Below are 18,408 nucleotides of genomic sequence, written 5' to 3'. Positions count from 1 at the left end.
AAACACCGTCACCGCACATCATTCAGTTACGGCCCGGTGCACAACTGCAACACTGACAATGACCTGAAACGCATTTCTTTGCCCATAACCAGAGGGGAGTCAAGCCGCACACGACGCATGATATGTGTAATAACGGCTTTCATCTTCCTTTTTGGCACCTGTTACGCTAAAAAAAGAATATGAAGACGCAGTCAACCTGTGGAGACCCGAACCGATGCCACCCAGAATAACACTTGCCCCGACCCCGAAGCAGTTCGTGGGACGCAGTATTTCCCGCGATCTGACCATCAGCCTGCTTGTCATGCTTATGGTCGTGGTGGGGGGCATGGCGTCCATACAGTACATCAGCCACTCGCGCACGTCGCTGGAAGAGCTGGACAACAAGGCCGATGAATATATCACGCGTCTGGCCGACATACTCTCGGTTCCCATCTGGAATTTCGACACCCGTACCATCGAACAGATCGGCAGTGTGTTCACCCAGTACGATCTGGTCAACGAAGTGGTCATCAAAGACCCGGCGGGACACACGCTGTTTTCTGTCACCAAAGCCCCCGATCCCGACGCCACACTCATCCGCCAGCGTGATATTTTTTATGACGGTGAAATAATCGGCAACGTGCGGGTGGTGCTGACCCTGCGCGAATACAAAAGAAGCCTGCGCCGCATGCTTTCCACCACGGCGCTGACCATCGGCGGGGTTGCGCTGGTCATTGTGCTGGCAACGGGTGTTCTGCTGCGTATTTATCTGCGCCGCCCGCTTGATGTGCTCTTGTCCAGCATAGACAAAGTTTCAAAGGGTGATTTCCGCCACGACTTCAGCACCATACAGCAGGCCGAACTGGCAGCCATAGCCCGCAGCTTTGCCAGCATGAGCGCAAAGGTTGAAGCGCGCGAAAAAGCCCTGCAGCGCATGAACAGCCAGCTGCAGGAAGAAGTGGCCGAACGTGAGCGGGCAGAGCAGGCGCTGCGCAACAGCGAAGAACGGTATTCTCTGGCCGTCGGCGGCACCAACGACGGCATATGGGACTGGGATCTGATCTCGAATAAAGTGTATTTTTCACCCCGCTGGAAGGAAATCATCGGTTTTCAGGACCACGAAATACCCAACGAGATTCCCGAGTGGACCAGCCGCGTGCACCCTGATGATCTGGCCAAGATACTCAAGGCGCACGAAATGTATCTTTCACGCGAACTGCCCGCTTTTGAAGTGGAATACAGGCTGCGGCACAAAGACGGCAGCTACCGCTGGATTCTGGGGCGCGGGCTGGCGCTGTGGAGCGACGCCGACCAGCCGTACCGCATGGCCGGTGCACATACCGACATCACCGACAGAAAAGAATCGGAACGCGAACTGCTGGCCACCAAAAACCGGCTGGACAACATTCTCAATTCCATGCCGTCGCTCATCGTGGGCGTCAGCGACAACGGCATCATTCTGCAATGGAACCGCACGGCGGAAGAGGAAACCTCCGTTTCCGCCCGCGATGCCATCGGCACACCTTTTGAGAACACGCTGCCTGAATTCTCTTTTCTCATGGGCAAGGTGCTTCAGTCGCTCAATTCCGGCGAAACCATATCACTGGAACGCAAAGCCATCACCTACAGCGACCGTGTGCGCACGTTTGACATCATAATCTACCCCGTGACCGAACGCGGCGAACACAGCGCAGTCATACGCATTGACGATGTGACAGACCGCATCCGCAGTGAAGAGATGATGGTACAGACAGAAAAAATGATGTCCGTGGGCGGACTGGCGGCGGGTATGGCGCACGAAATCAACAACCCGCTGGGGGGCATTCTGCAGGGGGCGCAAAATATCGTACGGCGCATCTCCACAGAGATAAAAGCGAACCATGCCGCTGCGGACGAAGTGGGCTGCGACCTGACGGCCATACGGGCCTATATGGAAAAACGCGGCATCACCCGGTTCCTTGACGGCATTCAGGAATCGGGCAACCGTGCGGCAAAAATAGTTTCCAACATGCTGGAGTTCAGCCGCCGCAGCGAGTCGCGCAGACAGCTGGCCGACATGCATGCCCTGATGGACAAAACAGTGGAACTGGCCGCCAACGACTATGATCTGAAAAAGAAATATGACTTCAGGCACATAGAACTTGTCCGCGATTATGCCCCCGACCTGCCCGGCATACACTGCACCCCGACGGAAATAGAGCAGGTGCTGCTGAACCTGCTGAAAAATTCGGCACAAGCCATGGCAGGCAGGCCCAAAGACAGCACCGAACCGCCGCGCATCACCCTGCGCACCCGCCTGCAACACGACAAGGTGTGCATTCAGGTGCTCGATAACGGTCCCGGTATGGACGAAGAAACCCGCAAGCGGGTTTTTGAACCCTTCTTCACCACCAAAAGTGTGGGAGAAGGCACCGGACTGGGGCTTTCGGTCTCGTACTTCATCATCACCAGCAACCACGGCGGTTCCTTCACCGTGGATTCCGAACCGGGCAAAGGCGCCTGCTTCACCATTCTGCTGCCGCGCTGACGGCGTGCAGACAGCTTTCCGGCTCAGCGCACAAAAAACGCGCCCCGTCGCATGACGGGGCGCGTCGTTTTGTCATTGTCAGACCTGCTGCACCGGCTTACGCCGGTGAGGGTCAGCGCACGTCGGGAAACAGCTCCGCGCACATTTCGCGCAGCTTGAATTTCTGAATCTTGCCGCTGGCGGTCATGGGATATTCCTCCACAAAGGCGATATGACGCGGCACCTTGTACCACGCTATCTGCCCCCTGCAGTAATCGCGCACATCTTCCGGAGCCAGATCGGCACCCTCTTTCGCAATGATGAACGCCCCCACTTCTTCGCCGTAACGGCGGCTGGGCACTCCCACCACCTGCACGTCCTGCACGCCTTCCATCCCGTACAGAAACTCTTCTATTTCGCGCGGGTAGATATTTTCTCCGCCACGGATGATCATATCTTTGATGCGGCCGGTTATGGTCACGTATCCGTGTTCGTCCATAATGCCCAGATCACCGGAATGCAGCCAGCCGTCAGCGTCCACGGCTTTCTGCGTGGCCTCGGGCATATTGTAGTAGCCTTTCATCACGTTGTACCCGCGGCAGACAACCTCGCCCTGCGAGCCATGCGGCAGTTCTTCACCCGTGTCGGGGTCCACCACCTGCACTTCGATGCCGGGCATGGCCTTGCCCACGGTGCGGGTACGGCGCTCAAAGCTGTCTGTGGGCAGCGTCTGCGTCATCACCGGCGAACCTTCGGTCAGACCGTAGCAGATGGTGACTTCGGTCATGTTCATATTTTCGATGACACGGCGCATAAGCGGTTCCGGACATACCGACCCGGCCATGATGCCGGTGCGCAGCGAGCTGAAATCGAACTTTTCGAACAGCTTGTGCTCCAGCACGGCAAGAAACATGGTGGGTACACCGTACAGGGCGGTGCAGTTTTCCTGATCCACCGACGCCATCACATGCACGGGGTTGAAGTTTTCCAGAATAACCAGCGTGGCTCCGTGATTCACGGCAGCCAGAACACCCAGCACACAGCCGAAACAATGGAAAAGCGGCACGGGCAGGCACAACCTGTCCTTGTGTGTGAAGTTCTGGTTGCGGCCTATCCAGTACCCGTTAAGCCCTATGCCCACATGCGTCAGCATAACCCCTTTGGGAAAGCCCGTGGTGCCAGATGTGTACTGCATGTTGACCACGTCTCCGGGGCTGAGCATGCGCTGGCGTTCGGCATACTCCTGATCGGAAACCATAACCCCGAGGCTGATGATTTCCGGCACGGAATACATGCCGCGGTGCTTTTCCACGCCCAGAAACATGACCCTTCTGAGGTGAGGAAAGCCGTTCAGATTCAGGTTGCCGCGGGGCTGATTTTTCAGCTCCGGCATCAGGTCGTAAATGGTCTGCAGATAATCATGGTCGCGGTACCCGTCCATAATGAACAGGTTTTCGCATTCGGACTGGGTTAGCAGGTATTGTAGCTCGCTTTTACGGTAGTTGGTGTTGACCGTCAGCAGCACGGCGCCGATTTTTGCCGTGGCAAACTGCAGGGCCACCCAGTACGGCACGTTGGTGGACCATACGGCCACCTTTTCGCCATGTTTCACCCCGAGAGCCATCAGCCCTCTGGCAAGATCGTCAACCACCTTGCCGAACTCGCGGTAGGTCTGGCGGTAGTCGCGGTCTACGTATACCACGGCTTCATTGTCGGGCCAGTTGGCCACGGCATGATCCAGAATCTGACCGAGAGTCCATTCGCGAAGCTCAAAATTTTCCATGCGTCAATAACCTGCTTTCTAGCGCGGGTAATAGATAACGGCGTATATTTCCGCCTTGTCGTCACCCGCCGCGCCCACATAGTGCGGCACGATAGAGTTGTAGTAAATGCTGTCGCCCTGTTCCAGAACATGCTCTTCATTGCCGTAGCGCACAAGAATGCTGCCCGAAACGACAACAATGAACTCCTCGCCCTGATGCGAAGAGAGCTGCCTGTCCTCGTTGGGTTCCGGAGCTATCTCAATGAAAAAAGGTTCCATGTTGCGGTCGCTTTTTCCCTTGCCCAGCGAATGAAACATGAACGCGGCGCGTTTGTTCCGTGCCTTCTGCATGGTCAGGTCGCTTTCACGCCCGCTTTTGCGCACCACAATGGGGTCGCGGGTCACTTCATCATCCATAAACGTGCCCAGACGCACGTTAAGCGCGCGGGCAATCTTCTGCAGCGGGCCGATGGAAGGATAAAGATCCTCTTCTTCCAGCGCCGTGATAAAGTCGGCTCCGAGGCCGGCGGCCTCTGCCAGTTCTTCACGCGTCATCCCCCGCTCCTCGCGGAACTTACAGATGCGCGCTCCCAGTTTTTTTGCGGCCATGTTTTTCTGCTCCTGTTTCAGACCATTTGCATCCCTGAAGGATTCACCGTTCAGAACTATACAAGAGTTGACGGTAATTCAAGGAAATGATGCCGTCCGGCCCTGCCGGAACCGGGCTGCACAGACTACATGCAGCACAAAAAGATAGCAATACTCCTATTTTGCCGCGCAGTATCACCAAAGGCTTTCCCACCGGCTGGGAATAGGCTATGAATTATACATGGCTGCAGCAACAATCCGCAGAAAATACGTCATCTCCGGACAGGTACAGGGTGTCGGCTTCCGGCCCTTTGTCTTCCGCATCGCCCGCGAACACGGCATCACGGGCACGGTGTCCAACACCTCGCAGGGAGTATTCATCGAAGCACAGGGCACGCCGCAGGCCGTTGCCGCATTCGGTACCGACCTGACGGACAAGCTGCCGCCGCTGGCGCGGGTTGTGTCGCGCACGGAAGAAGATATCCCCCCCCGTGAAGACGAGCAGCTGTTCACCATTGTGGCCAGCGAAGGGGGCAGCGGGCAGAATGTGCTCATCAGCGCGGACGTGGCCACCTGTCAGGACTGTCTGCGCGATATGTTCGACCCGTCGGACAGACGTTACCTGTATCCCTTTACCAACTGTACCAACTGCGGCCCGCGTTACACCATTACGCGGGCCATTCCGTATGACAGAGACAAAACGTCCATGGCGTGTTTTCCGCTGTGCCCTCAATGCCGCGAAGAATACGAAAACCCCATGGACAGAAGATTCCACGCCCAGCCCAACGCCTGTCCGAAATGCGGCCCGCATGTGTGGCTTGCCTCGGCGGACGGCACGCAACTGGCCCGCGACACGGAAGCTGTTGTCCAGACGGCAAAGGCACTGGCCAAAGGCCATATTGCCGCCATCAAAGGGCTGGGGGGCTTTCATCTGGCATGCGACGCCACCGCCACCGCAGCGGTGGACAGGTTGCGCGCACGCAAAAAAAGACCCGGCAAACCGCTGGCCGTCATGGTGCCCGACATGGCAGCAGCTCAGGCTCTGGCCCACATCGGCAGCGGCGAAGCGGCCCTGCTGCAGTCAGTGGAACGCCCCATTGTGCTGTGCCGGCTAAAACAGGGCACCCCGCTGGCTCCGCAGGTCAGCCCCCATACGGACCATGTGGGGCTTATGCTGCCTTATACGCCGCTGCACCATGTACTTTTTCATCTGTACCGCGAAATTCTGCCGCATGAAGCCTGCGCCGCGCTGGTCATGACTTCCGGCAACATGAGCAGCGAACCCATCAGTCTGGGAAACAGGGAAGCGCTGCTGCGCCTGCACGACATTGCCGATATTTTTCTGCTGCACAACCGTGACATTCTCATCCGCACCGACGACTCCGTGGTGCGCGTCAACCCCGACACGCACGAACCGCAGTTTCTGCGCAGAGCCCGCGGCTACACCCCCCGCCCTGTCTTTCTGGACGGTGAAGGGCCGTGCGTCATGGCCACCGGTCCCGAGCTGAAAAGCACCCTTTGCTACACGCGGGGTGATCAGGCTTTTGTCAGCCAGCACATAGGCGATCTGCAGAATCTTGAATCGTTCGGATTTTACCGTGAAATCGCACGGCACCTGCAGTCCGTGCTGGAAGTGACTCCGCAGGCGGTGGTGCACGATCTGCATCCCGACTACCTGACCACCAGCTATGCCGAAGGCCGCGCGCAGCGCGACGGCATTCCCGCGCTGAGTCTGCAGCACCATTATGCGCACATATACAGCGTACTGGCAGAAAACAGATTTTCCGGGCCGGTGCTGGGCATTGCGCTGGACGGCACAGGATACGGCGAAGACGGTACCATATGGGGCGGAGAACTGCTGTATGTGGACAACAGCCGGCTGGACCATGAACGGCTGGGACATCTTGCCCCCATGCTGCTGCCCGGCGGCGAGGCCGCCATACGGGAGCCCTGGCGCATCGCACAGGGAATACTGTGGCAGAACGGCACAACCTGCCCCGGAGACATACCCTGGCCGTGGCAGGAGCAGTTCAGAGATGCGGCGCGCGTTCTGCCGCAGGTCATGGAGCGCAGACTGAACACTCCGCTGACAAGCAGTTGCGGGCGTCTGTTCGACGCGGTATCCGCCATGCTGGGCATATGTATTTCAGTCACGTACGAAGGACAGGCGGCCATAATGCTGGAGCGCATACAGGACATGGGCGTGACAGCCCCCTACCCATGCCCCATGCGTACCGATGTGCAGCCGCTGATGCTCGACACACACGCCCTGTTCATGGCCGCATATGCCGACTGGCTGCAAAATGTTCCCGCAGGTGTCATCAGCCGCCGCTTCCATCTGGGTCTCATGCATGGTCTGGCAGAAGCCGCCGGCAGTCTGGCGGAAGTCATGGACATTGCCACGGTGGGGCTTTCCGGCGGCGTGATGCAGAACAGAACCATAAGCGCCGAACTGCCGCCGCTGCTGCGCCGTCGCGGGCTCTCTGTACTGGTGCACCGTGAACTGCCGCCCGGCGACGGCTGCATTTCGCTGGGACAGGCAGACTGGGGCCGCCGCATGCTGATGCAGCAGTAACAAACACCCTCGTTTCTCTGCGCGGCTGCCGCGCCGCCCGTCTTTACAGGGCCCTGTCCAGATTCACCATGAAATCCTGCACGTTGGTCAGTATGGCGTGTGCGGTCAGCGACCCTCTGTCTGCCAGCTTGCCCGCCGCAAACTCCGACATGTCCACGATAAAAAAATATACCGGCCGCACGCCGCCGTCCTGCGCCACCTGATAGGACGGCGTCATGTTTCCCGTTGCTATCGTATGCAGCTGGGTGGCCAGCGCCACCACCGTTGTGGCCTCTCCCGCCAGATTCCGCATGGCATCCTGCGCACTGTACACGTCCGGCTCCACTTCCGGCAGCGGGCCGTCGTCGCGTATGGAACCGGCAAGCACGTAAGGAATGCCCTGACGGGTAAGAGCGTGCATCACGCCGCCCCGTATCTGCCCCTGCTGCACGGCGCGTTCTATGCCGCCGGCTTCCCGCAGCGTATTCAGCGTGTCCAGATGGTGATAATGCCCCAGCGGCATCTGGCGCTTATCATATATCCCCTGCCCCAGCGCCGTATTGTACAGCGCTCCTTCCAGGTCGTGGGTGGCAAGGGCGTTACCCGCCAGCAGGCCGTGCACATAACCTTTGTCTATCAGACGGCAGAATGCCGCCCGCGCGTCCGAATCAAACACCACCGCAGGCCCCGCAACCCAGATAATGCGCCCGTGGCTGCGGTCGTGACGCATGATGTCGTACAGCGTATCGTATGCGATGGAAAACGAAGTCTCTCTGCTGGTGCCCGTTCTGAAAGCGAACGCTTCGCCGCCGCACTGACGGGCGGGCTCGAATCCGCCCGTATGCAGATAGATGCCCTGTTCACCGTTTTCACCGCGGCCCACGGCCACCATGTCGCCTTTGCGCAACCTGCGGAATTCCGTCACTTCGGGCCTGCCGTCAGTTCCCAGTCTGATGACACAGTCCATACGCGAACGGCGCAGCAGCTCCCAGTGCCCGTCCTGCATGCGCACATATTCAGGAAAAACCGACGTGGCATGAAATCCCGCAGGGGCCACCCCGTCTGCCGGGCAGGCACAGAACACGGCCGCCGGCGCACCGGCCAGCGGAGCGCCGTTAAAATCCGGATGCCGGTACTCAGGCAGTACAAATCCCATCAGAGCCTCCTGTATCCGCAGTGCAAAGGCCGCCGTAAATGACGCAGATGTATGCGCACCACTGCGCCGGAACGGCAACACACCTTATACCGGTATATCATTGCCGCCGCTCTGCCACAAGGCAGAAGCCGCTTTGCTCTGCTGCGGCCAAAACACTGGCAGCGCGCGTGTCTCTATAGTAGCATCCGGCCATGCGCATTCCCAAAACAGCTTATGCAGTCATCGCCGCCACTCTGTGCATCGTGCTGCTGTTCATTGTGTTCAACACCGCCATTGTCGCACGACTGGTAAGCGGCGTGGCAGTAGACTACTTTGTCGATGCCGCGCGGCAGTCGCTGCGCGACACACGCACCCAGATGACGGCCATGCTGTCCGACAGCACCCCGCTGGACGACAACGCCGAGTCTGAAATCCTGCGCGAAATGCTGCGGGTCAGCGGTGCCACCGGCATTGTGGTCTTCAACACTGACGGCAGCGGAGTGTATCTGGATACGCTCACCGGCAGAAAAGCCCGCGTACCCGCACCTCTGGCTCCGCAGTCCGGCACGGCGGAACAGACTGAAAACACCGCTCCCGCACAATCACGGCCCGGTGCCATAGCCGGCAACAGCACCGGACAACCGGCCGCGGAATCGCTCAGCCCGGCTCTTGCCCGATGGCTGCGTGCCGGTTTGGACACATCGCTGGAGGTTGCCCCCGGCCTGCCCCTGCTGGAAATATCGCCGGAAACGGACGGCGGGCGTCTGCTGTACATTCTGGCGCAGGCCGCCGGAAGGACAGCTTTTCTGCTGTACACGCCGGAAGCGCTCATCGGCAGTGTGGTGCAGCATTTTCCGCATGCCGAAGCCGTGGTATCTGTCAACGGAATCATTCTGGCAGCCAGCGGCGGTTTCAGTCAGGAACTGGAAAAAGCCCGGCAGGAAGAAAAGCAGCTCACGCTCAAGGCACTGACAGGACGACGCGAAGGCACCTACGGCATCACTTCCGAAACACTTGTCTCCTCCAAAGCCACAGGCCTTGCCGTGACCATGCTGGCACGGGAGGTCAACCTGCTTTCCATGCTGCTGCGCGACACGCGGTTTCTGATGGCCACAGCCGCCCTGCTGGCCGCGCTGGCGGCCATCATCATCGGCTACACGTTGTATGCGGGCAAAATGCGCAAGGCGTACAGGCCCAACAAACCGCTGTCATCCCAGCAGGTACGGCGCCTGCTGCGGCAGGGCGAAGGCGACCATGTGGAGTTCAAATCAACGCTGCGCTTTAACCTGAAAAGCGGTAAAAATGATAAAAGTATAGAGCTTGCCGTTCTGAAAGGCATCACCGCATTTCTGAACACAGCCGGAGGCACCCTGCTGGTAGGCGTGAGCGACGAAGGCGAGGTGCTGGGCATGGACCCGGACGGCTTCCGCAACGACGACCATGCCCTGCGGCATATCAGCAATCTGGTGGCGGAACATATCGGCATACGGCATATCAACGCCATAAGCCTGCATGCACTGACGCTGGACGGCAAAACCGTACTGGCTGCGGTGTGCCGTCAGGCCACCGAACCCGCTTTTCTGCGTCACAAAGACGACGAGATGTTTCTTGTACGGCAGGGACCGGGCAACAGACAGCTGAGTTTCAGCGAGTTCTGGCACATCAGCCGCAAGTTCCGCTGAAGCGGATACCGCCGGGGATGAACGGTGCGCACCATTTGCTTTTTTTCGCAGGCCGCATTATGGGGGAAAAAAGAGCTTGGGAAATTTTGCACAACAGAGGTTGGCCCCATGCAGGAACAAAGAGAAGAACTTATCAGACTGGCCAGAGAAAACGGGTTGCCTGTGCCGCCCGATGCCACAGTGACCGAAGTGGTGCGCCTGCTGAGCGCCGAGCCATATTTTGCGCCCGAACTCAGTGAAGCGCTGGACTGTATTCTGCACGCAGTGGCAAAGGCCGCAGAGAAGCGTTAGATAATAAAGGCAGGCACGGAAAAACCGGTGTCCGGTTTCCGTGCCTGCCTTTTTTCCATTACAGCCGGCTGTACGGCTGCGCCGTGCCGCGTGCTGCGGCCGCATACGGCATGCCCCGCGCCTGCGGCCTGTCTGCCGCGCGGTGCTGTATGCATGGCCGCGTCACAGTACCAGTTCAAGCCCCACGGGACAATGGTCCGAACCGAAAACCTCCATTTCGATGGTGGCATCCTTTACGGCATGGCGTAATTCATCGGAAACAAAAAAATAGTCGATGCGCCAGCCCACATTTCTGTCGCGCGCTTTAAACCGGTATGACCACCATGAATACATGGCTTGCGCGTCGGGATGCACCAGTCTGAAGGTATCCACGTAGCCGTGGTCTATAAACTTGTCCATCCATGCCCGCTCCACGGGCAGAAACCCTGACGTGCCCTCGTTTTCTCTGGGACGGGCAAGGTCGACAGGGCGATGCGCCGTATTAAAGTCGCCGCATACCACGATGGGCTTTTTCCGGCGCAGGGTCTGCGCGTGCTCAAGAAAAGCGTCATAAAAGCCCAGTTTGTACTGCAGCCGCTCGTCGCCGCTCTGTCCGTTGGGAAAATAGATGTTAAAGTAGTAAAAGGCATCGTATTCCAGCATGATGACGCGCCCCTCGCCCTGATACTGCTCCACGGGCAGATCATACGCCACCGAAAGCGGTTCCCTGCGCGAAAAAGCAGCCACGCCGGAATAGCCTTTTTTTACCGTCGCTCCCAGCCAGTAGCTGTGATACCCAGCAGGATTGCGGTCCGCAGGGTCTATCTGCTCCGGCATGGCTTTGGTTTCCTGCAGACCGATGACATCAGCATCGCAGCTGGAAAACCAGTCCCAGTCAGGTTTTTGCCGGATGGCTCTGAATCCGTTCACGTTCCATGAGTAAAGCTTCACTATCTCAAATCCGCCTTTGCCCTGAAAGGGCGGTGTGAATATCCGCAGGAGGTGCGCCCGCCGCAATGGCGCTGCAAAGCGCACGTATACGGTGTATAACACAGAACGCGGCAGGATAAAACCGTACCGCCGGTGTCTGCAGCATACCGGCTGCATTAGCGCCGCGACTGTGCTATGCTGGCGCAAAAAGGAGCTGCCCATGACCGTCAACAGAACTGTACGGGCCGCCGCCGGACTGTTCATTCTGCTCAGTCTGCTGCTGGCATGGCTGCACTCGCCCTACTGGCTCGGTTTCACTGCTTTTGTGGGTATAAATCTGCTGCAGTCGGCATTTACCGACTGGTGCCCGCTGATGACCATCCTGCGCAAAGCGGGTATGAAGGAATAGCGGAAAAACGCGGAAAAGAAGGCTCAGGCAGGATCGCAGGAACTGCGCAGCAGGCTGCCGAGCTGCGCGGCAAGGTCTTTTTCCGGCACAGGACGGGCAAACAAAAACCCTTGCGCGTACTCGCAGCCCACGGCATGCAGCATGATGCGCTGTTCCTGTTCCTCCACTCCTTCGGCCACCACATCCAGCCCCAGACTATGAGCCAGCGCGGTAACCGCTTTCACAATGTTGAATTTGCCGGGGTCGCTGGTCATGCCCATGACGAAAGACTTGTCGATCTTCAGCGTATCAATAGGAAAACTCTGCAGATAGGCCAGTGAAGAATACCCTGTGCCGAAATCGTCGATGGCCAGAAAAACGCCCAGATCTTTCAGCCTGCGAAGCACCAGATTGGACAGTTCCGGATTGTCCATGAGCATGGTTTCCGTCACCTCCAGCTTCAGGCTGGCCGGTTCCAGTCCGGAGCGGGAAAGCACCGCCGCCACCTGATCCACCAGCGCAGGCTGTGCAAGCTGCCGGGCCGAAAGATTCACACTGACGCCGACGGACCGCAGCTCAGGATGCCTGCGCTGCCAGCGTGCGGCAGCCATGCAGGCGTTTTCCAGCACCCAGCTGCCCAGACGCAGAATCTGACCGGTTTCTTCCAGAACGGGAATGAAATCAGCGGGCGAAACGGCCCCACGCTGAGGATGATCCCAGCGGGCCAGAGCCTCCACCCGTACGGGACGCCCAGAATGCAGATCGACAAGAGGCTGGAACTCAAGATGAAAGGCGTTGTCTTTCAGCGCATGGTGCAGTTCCATTTCCAGATGGGCATGGTTGAGCGCACTTTCCAGCATCCAGTCGCTGAACACCTCCAGTCCGCCGCCGCCCGCACGTTTGGCATGCTGCAGGGCAATGCCGCCGTTGCGCATCATATCTTCCGGCGCGTTCTGCCCCGGCCGGTGGGTGGCCACACCCACACTTACCGTCAGATGCAGCCGCCTGCCCCCCGTGTCAACAGAGTCCATGAGCCGCTGCTGTATCTGCTGTACCCGTGCCAGCACTTCTTCGGCACGGCCGCCGCCGGCCAGCAGCAGGCAGAATTCATCACCGCCCAGACGGCACAGAGCGTCATTGCCGCCCAGAATACCCCGCAGTCTGTCGGCCACCACGCGCAGCACGCCGTCTCCCGCCTCGTGACCCAGCACATCGTTTATCTGCTTGAAGCGGTCCACATCTATCATCACAACAGATGCGCCGCCGTCACGCGCTGCGCGGCCGCCATTCACACGCGCATCAAGTTTTTCAAGAAAAAGAGACCGGTTGGGCAGTCCTGTCAGCGGATCGTGACCGGCCTGATGCTGCAGCTGCATGGCAAGCAGGCGGCGGCGCGTCACATCACGGCAGGTAAGTCTCCGGCCCTGCGGGCGTCCCTCATCATCGGTGATGCTCCGGCATATGCACAGCACCCAGCGTTCCCTGCCGGAAGCCGTGCGTATGCGCACCTCCACGTCAAAAGAGCCGCCGCGTTCCGCCAGAATCCGCTCCTGCGCGCGGAATGCGGGCAGATCGCTCTGCACCATTATGGCTGCAAGGTAGTCCGGATTTCTGTACAGGCATTCAGGGGTATATCCGGTGATGCTTGCAAATGACGGCGAGACAAAACGCACCACGCCGCAGGCATCAATCCAGATTTCACAGTCGGCACTGTATTCCAGAAGCACTCTGAAAAGCTGTTCTTTTTCCCACAGGGCAGCGGCTACGGCACAGCCCTGCGCAGCACCGGACCTGCCGGTTTTCTGTGAGTGCTCATCTGCGGTGCGGCCCATGGACATCCCCCGGAACAAAACCGGTTTATTATTACAACACACCGGCACGGCTGACAGTCTGTACACAAAACACTATATCAGGTACTGTTCTGCAAAGCCGGCATCGAAAAACAAGCCGTATGCTTAATACAATCCACGCCGGACGACAACAGCTCCGCGGAGACACCCATGCGCACCAGAACGCTTCTGACAGCCGCTGCAGGCATCGCAGTACTGGCGGTTATCTTCATGTGGTCTGCCAATATGCTGAATACACAACGCATCAGCCCGGAAGACACATTTTCATCCCCCCGTCTGCCTGCGGGCAACAGTACAGTAAACACGATTACGGCTGCTGCCGTGCCCGTGACAGATACGGCGGAAGCCACCGGCACAGTGCGTCCGCGCACCGAGACCCGCGTGGAAGCGCAGGTCACCGCAAAAATTCTGCGTATGGCCGTTACCACCGGCGATGTGGTAAAAAAAGGAGACGTACTGGTAGAGCTGGATGCCCGGGAACTTGTATCGCGGCGGGATCAGGCGGGGCAGGCGCTGATAAGCAGCAGGGCAGCACTGGGGCAGGCGCGCCAGTCCGTGGCCGAAGCCAGAGCCGCCTTTGATAAAGCCCGCAACCAGTACAGACGCATCAAGGCGCTGTTTTCCGAAAGAGCTGTTGCCCAGCGCGAACTTGATCAGGCGGAAGCGGATTATCTGCAGGCGGAAGCTGCTCTGGGCAGTGCGCGCGGAGGTCTGAGCGGGGCGGAATCTGCCGTGCAGCAGGCGCAGAAAAGACTGGAAGAAGCTGAAATAGCTCTTGGTTATGCCACCATCACCGCGCTGGAGGACGGCGAGATAGTCCGGCGTGAGGCCGAAGCCGGCGATCTGGCTTTTCCCGGCAAACCTCTGCTGGTGGTACAGGCAGGCGGAGCACTGCGGCTGGAAGCACAGGTCCGTGAAGGACTTATAGGACGCGTGCGCCCCGGAGTGCGTCTGCAGGTGAACATTTCTGCGCTGGGCACAGACACGCTGGACGGCGTGGTGGAAGAGGTGGTGCCCTCGGCAGACCCGCGCACACGAACCTTTCTGGTCAAGGTGGGGCTGCCGCCCGCCCCCGGACTGTACCCCGGCATGTACGGCACGCTGCTCATTCCGCTTGATGCGCAGACTGCCGTTCTTGTGCCTGCTGCGGCGGTGCACCGTGTGGGGCAGCTCGAAACAGTGAGCATCCTGTCAGATGAAGGCATCCCGCACACCGTGCATGTGAAAACGGGCAGACATTTCGGCCAGCAGGTGGAAATACTCTCGGGTCTTTCAGGCGGCGAGACTCTTGTGCTGCCCGCAGGCGGGGCACAGACCCCGCCGGAACGCACACCGCAGGAAGCAGCCGCAGGAGACAGCCATGCCGCAGCATGACGCCGCACCGGCAGGAATAATCCCCGCCATTGTCCGCACATTTGTCACCGGCAAAAACGCTCTGCTGCTGCTCATTTTCGGTCTCGGGCTGGGCATGGCCGCGCTGCTGCTCACGCCCAGAGAAGAAGAGCCGCAAATCATCGTGCCCATGGCGGACATACTGGTGCAGGTGCCCGGCGCATCTGCGGCAGAAGTGGAAAAACTGGTGGCTACCCCGCTGGAACGACTGCTCTGGCAGATAGACGGAGTCGAGCATGTCTATTCCATATCGCGCCGTGACAGCGCCATGGCCACGGTGCGCTTCTATGTGGGTGAAAACCGCGAAGACTCACTCATCAAACTGCACAACACCATTACCAAAAACAAAGACATGGCACCGGGCATCGTCACCGGCTGGGCCGTACGCCCTGTGGAAATCGACGATGTGCCCATCGTCAGCCTGACATTGTATCCGGAACAGGCCGGTGCTGCCGACAGCCATACGCTGCGGCGCATGGCCGAAGAAATGCTGAACAGAATTGCGGCCGTTGAAGATGTTTCATCAGTCACCATCACCGGTGGCGAACCCCGCCGCGTGCATGTGTATCCCGACCCCGAACGGCTCACGGGGTTTTCTGTTTCCGCGCAGGATGTTGTCACGGCACTTTCCGGTGCTGACTCTTCTGTCACCGCGGGGACGCTGGACAAAAACAACCGCACCCTCACCATCACCGCCGACTCGTTTCTGCGCAGCGCGCGGGAAGTGCGCGGGAAGTGCGCGGGCTGGTGGTGGGCACAGACGCGGACAGACCTGTATATCTGCGCGATGTGGCCACCGTGCACGACGGCCCGGCAGAACCTGTGAGCTACACGCGCATAGGCTTTTCCGACCGTACCGCGCAGGAAGAAGGCATGCCGCACGGCTCATTGCCTGCAGTTACACTGGCCGTTGCCAAAAAAAAGGGTACCAATGCCGTCTCAGTGGCGGAAAACGTCATCCGCGAAGCTAGCAGTCTGCAGCATGACATTCTGCCCGACGGCATAGGGCTGCGCGTCACCCGCAACTACGGCGAAACAGCCAGTCAGAAAGTGAATGACCTGCTTGCCTCGCTGGGGTTTGCCATACTGACGGTCGTGGGGCTGCTCATGCTGACACTGGGCCGCCGCGAAGCCCTTGTGGTGGCTGTGTCCGTACCGCTCAGCTTTGCGCTGGCTCTCTTTGTCAACTACATGCTGGGCTACACCATCAACAGGGTCACGCTGTTCGCCCTTATTCTTTCGCTGGGCCTTGTGGTGGACGACCCCATAACCAATGTGGACAACATACAGCGCCACATACTGGCACGCAAAAAAGGCCCGCTGGCCGCCACGCTGGCAGGCGTGCAGGAAGTGCTGCCGCCTGTGCTCATGTCAACGCTGGCCATCATAGTCAGCTTTACACCCATGTTTTTCATTACCGGCATGATGGGCCCGTACATGGCACCCATGGCAGCCAACGTGCCCCTTACCGTCACGTTTTCCACTCTGGCGGCACTGACAGTGGTGCCCTGGCTCAGCTATCTGCTGCTGCGGCACAAAGCAGTACCGGCAGGACAGCAGACGCCCCCCGCAACCGTCCGGCAGAAAAATTCCGCCCCCTCCCGTCAATCAGGCAGGGCAGACCGCGCCTCGCAACTGTACAGAACTATCGTTTCGCCCTTTCTCGACTCAAATTTCATGCGCAAATCAATGCTGGCGGCCATCGTCATACTGCTGGCGGGCAGCTGCTCACTGGCGCTGATGCGGCTTGTCCCGCTGAAGATGCTGCCCTTTGACAACGAAAATGAATTCCAGATTGTCATCGATATGCCCGAAGGAACCAGTCTGGAAGAAACCGACCGGGTGGTACGCCGTTATGAAACGTATCTGCGCACCGTGCCGGAAGTCAGTGACTTCACCACATTTACCGGCACATCATCACCCATGGATTTCAACGGTATGGTGCGGCACTACTACATGCGCGCAGAGCCGCATCAGGCCGATATCCGTGTGAATCTGGCTGCAAAATCACGCCGTGAACAGCAAAGTCACACCATTGTGCTGCGTCTGCGCGACGATCTGCAGCGCATTGCAGACGCATCCGGCGCTGACATAAAGCTGGTGGAAGTGCCCCCGGGACCTCCTGTTTTTTCAACCATCACCGGCGAAGTGTACGGGTCTGCCGAAAAAACACCGGAGCAGCTGCATCAGGCAGCCCGGCACGTTATGGAAATCATGCGGCGCGAACCCGGCGTCACAGACATAGACTCCACCATGGAAGCCGCCGCAACGCGCATCAATTTTGTCACCGACAGGGTCAAAGCCGCGCTGCACGGTGTGGAAACCGAAGACATTGCCCGCACACTGCGCATCGCCGCGGGGGGCGTTATCCCCGCCAACGTGCACGAACCCCACGAACGCCAGCCCCTGCCGGTCGTCGTGCAGCTGCCGCGCGAAAGCCGCTCCTCCGTCGCGGCGCTGGAAGCCATGCCTGTTCCCACCGCTGCCGCGCCGGACATGCCGCAGGGCGGCATAGTGCCGCTGGGTGAACTGGGCCGTTTTGTCCAGCTGCCCGAAGACCAGCCCATTTATCATAAAAACCTGCACCGGGTGGTCTATGTTTACGGCGAGATGGCGGGCAGAGCCCCCGGTGAAGCGATTCTGGACATGAGCACGGCGCTGAAAAAAGACCCCATGCCGCCGGGCACACGGGTCGACTGGGCGGGAGAAGGTGAATGGGAAATAACCCTGAGCGTGTTCCGCGATCTGGGGCTGGCGTTCGGCGCGGCACTGGGCGGCATCTACATTCTGCTGGTCATCCAGACAGGGGTGTTCACGCTGCCGCTGCTCATCATGTCGGCCATTCCGCTGACACTGCTGGGCATCATGCCCGGATTCTGGCTGCTTAATCTGCTGTTCACCGGACATGCCGGCGGCTATGCCGATCCGGTATTCTTCACCGCCACATCCATGATCGGCATGATAGCACTGGGAGGCATAGTCATACGCAACTCTCTGGTGCTCATCGAGTTCATTCAGGAGGCCATCCGGCAGGGCATGCCGCTGCGCGAAGCCGTACTGGAAAGCGGCACCACACGGCTGCGGCCCATTCTGCTCACAGCGGCCACAACGCTGCTGGGCGCATGGCCCATCACGCTCGATCCCATTTTCTCCGGTCTGGCATGGGCGCTTATCTTCGGGCTGCTGGCTTCCACTGTGTTCAGCCTTGTGGTGGTGCCCGTAGCGTTTTACGCTCTGGAATCACGCAGAATGCAGACCGCGGAAACGCAGACCGACTGACCGCGGTGCACCGGCCGTTGCCCAGCGCAACAGACAAAAAAAGCAAGCATGACGGGCGGAACAGGTAACTGTTCCGCCCGTCATGCTGTCTCG

13 protein-coding genes are annotated in these 18,408 nt (G+C 59.2%); 8 read left to right on the top strand and 5 right to left on the bottom strand.

The window, feature by feature from the left end:
• The first annotated feature begins 214 nt into the window (after positions 1-214).
• Entirely contained in the window at positions 215-2,506 is a 2,292-nt protein-coding gene (locus tag ACZ5D1_RS02720; RefSeq protein WP_464555813.1) for an ATP-binding protein, read from the top strand.
• Positions 2,507-2,618: 112 nt separating this feature from the next.
• On the opposite strand, the gene ACZ5D1_RS02715 is transcribed toward ACZ5D1_RS02720, so the two are convergent.
• The gene (locus tag ACZ5D1_RS02715) at positions 2,619-4,268 is read right to left on the bottom strand and encodes an AMP-binding protein (protein WP_011366674.1); all 1,650 of its coding nucleotides are present in this window, start codon (positions 4,266-4,268) and stop codon (positions 2,619-2,621) included.
• A gap of 18 nt (positions 4,269-4,286) precedes the next feature.
• Entirely contained in the window at positions 4,287-4,856 is a 570-nt protein-coding gene (locus tag ACZ5D1_RS02710; RefSeq protein ID WP_011366673.1) for a helix-turn-helix domain-containing protein, read from the bottom strand.
• Positions 4,857-5,076: 220 nt separating this feature from the next.
• Between ACZ5D1_RS02710 and hypF the strand changes: the two genes are divergently transcribed.
• Complete coding sequence (hypF, locus tag ACZ5D1_RS02705; protein ID WP_464555811.1) at positions 5,077-7,410, top strand: carbamoyltransferase HypF; 2,334 nt, start codon at positions 5,077-5,079, stop codon at positions 7,408-7,410.
• 43 nt (positions 7,411-7,453) lie between these two features.
• Here the strand turns inward: hypF and ACZ5D1_RS02700 are convergent, their stop codons facing one another.
• Positions 7,454-8,545 carry a putative NPN-dependent ornithine cyclodeaminase gene (locus ACZ5D1_RS02700; protein WP_011366671.1) on the bottom strand — a complete coding sequence of 364 codons (1,092 nt, stop codon included), beginning with the start codon at positions 8,543-8,545 and terminating at the stop codon, positions 7,454-7,456.
• 191 nt (positions 8,546-8,736) lie between these two features.
• Here ACZ5D1_RS02700 and ACZ5D1_RS02695 point away from each other — a divergent pair, with 191 nt between their 5' ends.
• Together ACZ5D1_RS02695 and ACZ5D1_RS02690 are read left to right on the top strand one after the other, a co-directional pair.
• Positions 8,737-10,206, top strand: a complete 1,470-nt coding sequence (locus tag ACZ5D1_RS02695; RefSeq protein WP_455696402.1) for an AlbA family DNA-binding domain-containing protein — start codon at positions 8,737-8,739, stop codon at positions 10,204-10,206.
• A gap of 108 nt (positions 10,207-10,314) precedes the next feature.
• The gene (locus ACZ5D1_RS02690) at positions 10,315-10,497 is read left to right on the top strand and encodes a hypothetical protein (RefSeq protein ID WP_027181757.1); all 183 of its coding nucleotides are present in this window, start codon (positions 10,315-10,317) and stop codon (positions 10,495-10,497) included.
• A 162-nt stretch (positions 10,498-10,659) separates the two neighbouring features.
• On the opposite strand, the gene xth is transcribed toward ACZ5D1_RS02690, so the two are convergent.
• Positions 10,660-11,427 (bottom strand): exodeoxyribonuclease III, encoded by a 768-nt coding sequence (gene xth / locus ACZ5D1_RS02685; RefSeq protein ID WP_464555809.1) that lies wholly within the window; start codon positions 11,425-11,427, stop codon positions 10,660-10,662.
• Between the two features lie 199 nt (positions 11,428-11,626).
• On the opposite strand from xth, the gene ACZ5D1_RS02680 reads away from it, so the two are divergent.
• Positions 11,627-11,815 (top strand): YgaP family membrane protein, encoded by a 189-nt coding sequence (locus tag ACZ5D1_RS02680; protein WP_011366667.1) that lies wholly within the window; start codon positions 11,627-11,629, stop codon positions 11,813-11,815.
• 23 nt (positions 11,816-11,838) lie between these two features.
• Here ACZ5D1_RS02680 and ACZ5D1_RS02675 read toward each other — a convergent pair whose 3' ends face one another.
• Positions 11,839-13,626: a putative bifunctional diguanylate cyclase/phosphodiesterase gene (locus tag ACZ5D1_RS02675; RefSeq protein WP_455696400.1), complete on the bottom strand. Its 1,788-nt coding sequence runs from the start codon at positions 13,624-13,626 to the stop codon at positions 11,839-11,841.
• 168 nt (positions 13,627-13,794) lie between these two features.
• Between ACZ5D1_RS02675 and ACZ5D1_RS02670 the strand changes: the two genes are divergently transcribed.
• Genes ACZ5D1_RS02670 through ACZ5D1_RS02660 form a run of 3 tightly spaced genes read left to right on the top strand, consistent with a single transcriptional unit; the run spans position 13,795 to position 18,315 of the window.
• On the top strand, positions 13,795-15,018 hold the full coding sequence (locus ACZ5D1_RS02670; protein WP_273238195.1) for an efflux RND transporter periplasmic adaptor subunit: 1,224 nt from the start codon (positions 13,795-13,797) through the stop codon (positions 15,016-15,018).
• Positions 15,005-15,862, top strand: coding sequence for an efflux RND transporter permease subunit (locus tag ACZ5D1_RS02665; protein ID WP_464555807.1), 858 nt, complete (start codon positions 15,005-15,007; stop codon positions 15,860-15,862). Before ACZ5D1_RS02670 ends, ACZ5D1_RS02665 begins: the two co-directional genes overlap by 14 nt.
• Entirely contained in the window at positions 15,784-18,315 is a 2,532-nt protein-coding gene (locus ACZ5D1_RS02660; protein ID WP_464555806.1) for an efflux RND transporter permease subunit, read from the top strand. The genes ACZ5D1_RS02665 and ACZ5D1_RS02660 overlap by 79 nt, the downstream gene beginning before the upstream one ends.
• Positions 18,316-18,408 lie beyond the last annotated feature (93 nt).

Source organism: Oleidesulfovibrio vietnamensis (genome assembly GCF_055388115.1).
Note: the sequence above shows the minus strand (reverse complement) of the source record. Positions and strands in the feature narration are given on the sequence as shown.

What these genes read in the sequence shown, in the direction of transcription:
- ACZ5D1_RS02720 (WP_464555813.1), top strand. Translation starts at nt 215, where the DNA reads ATGCCACCCAGAATAACACTTGCCCCGACCCCGAAGCAGTTCGTGGGA.
- ACZ5D1_RS02665 (WP_464555807.1), top strand. Translation starts at nt 15,005, where the DNA reads ATGCCGCAGCATGACGCCGCACCGGCAGGAATAATCCCCGCCATTGTC.
- ACZ5D1_RS02680 (WP_011366667.1), top strand. Translation starts at nt 11,627, where the DNA reads ATGACCGTCAACAGAACTGTACGGGCCGCCGCCGGACTGTTCATTCTG.
- ACZ5D1_RS02695 (WP_455696402.1), top strand. Translation starts at nt 8,737, where the DNA reads ATGCGCATTCCCAAAACAGCTTATGCAGTCATCGCCGCCACTCTGTGC.
- hypF (WP_464555811.1), top strand. Translation starts at nt 5,077, where the DNA reads ATGGCTGCAGCAACAATCCGCAGAAAATACGTCATCTCCGGACAGGTA.
- ACZ5D1_RS02675 (WP_455696400.1), bottom strand. Translation starts at nt 13,626, where the DNA reads ATGGGCCGCACCGCAGATGAGCACTCACAGAAAACCGGCAGGTCCGGT.
- ACZ5D1_RS02690 (WP_027181757.1), top strand. Translation starts at nt 10,315, where the DNA reads ATGCAGGAACAAAGAGAAGAACTTATCAGACTGGCCAGAGAAAACGGG.
- ACZ5D1_RS02715 (WP_011366674.1), bottom strand. Translation starts at nt 4,268, where the DNA reads ATGGAAAATTTTGAGCTTCGCGAATGGACTCTCGGTCAGATTCTGGAT.
- ACZ5D1_RS02710 (WP_011366673.1), bottom strand. Translation starts at nt 4,856, where the DNA reads ATGGCCGCAAAAAAACTGGGAGCGCGCATCTGTAAGTTCCGCGAGGAG.
- ACZ5D1_RS02670 (WP_273238195.1), top strand. Translation starts at nt 13,795, where the DNA reads ATGCGCACCAGAACGCTTCTGACAGCCGCTGCAGGCATCGCAGTACTG.
- ACZ5D1_RS02700 (WP_011366671.1), bottom strand. Translation starts at nt 8,545, where the DNA reads ATGGGATTTGTACTGCCTGAGTACCGGCATCCGGATTTTAACGGCGCT.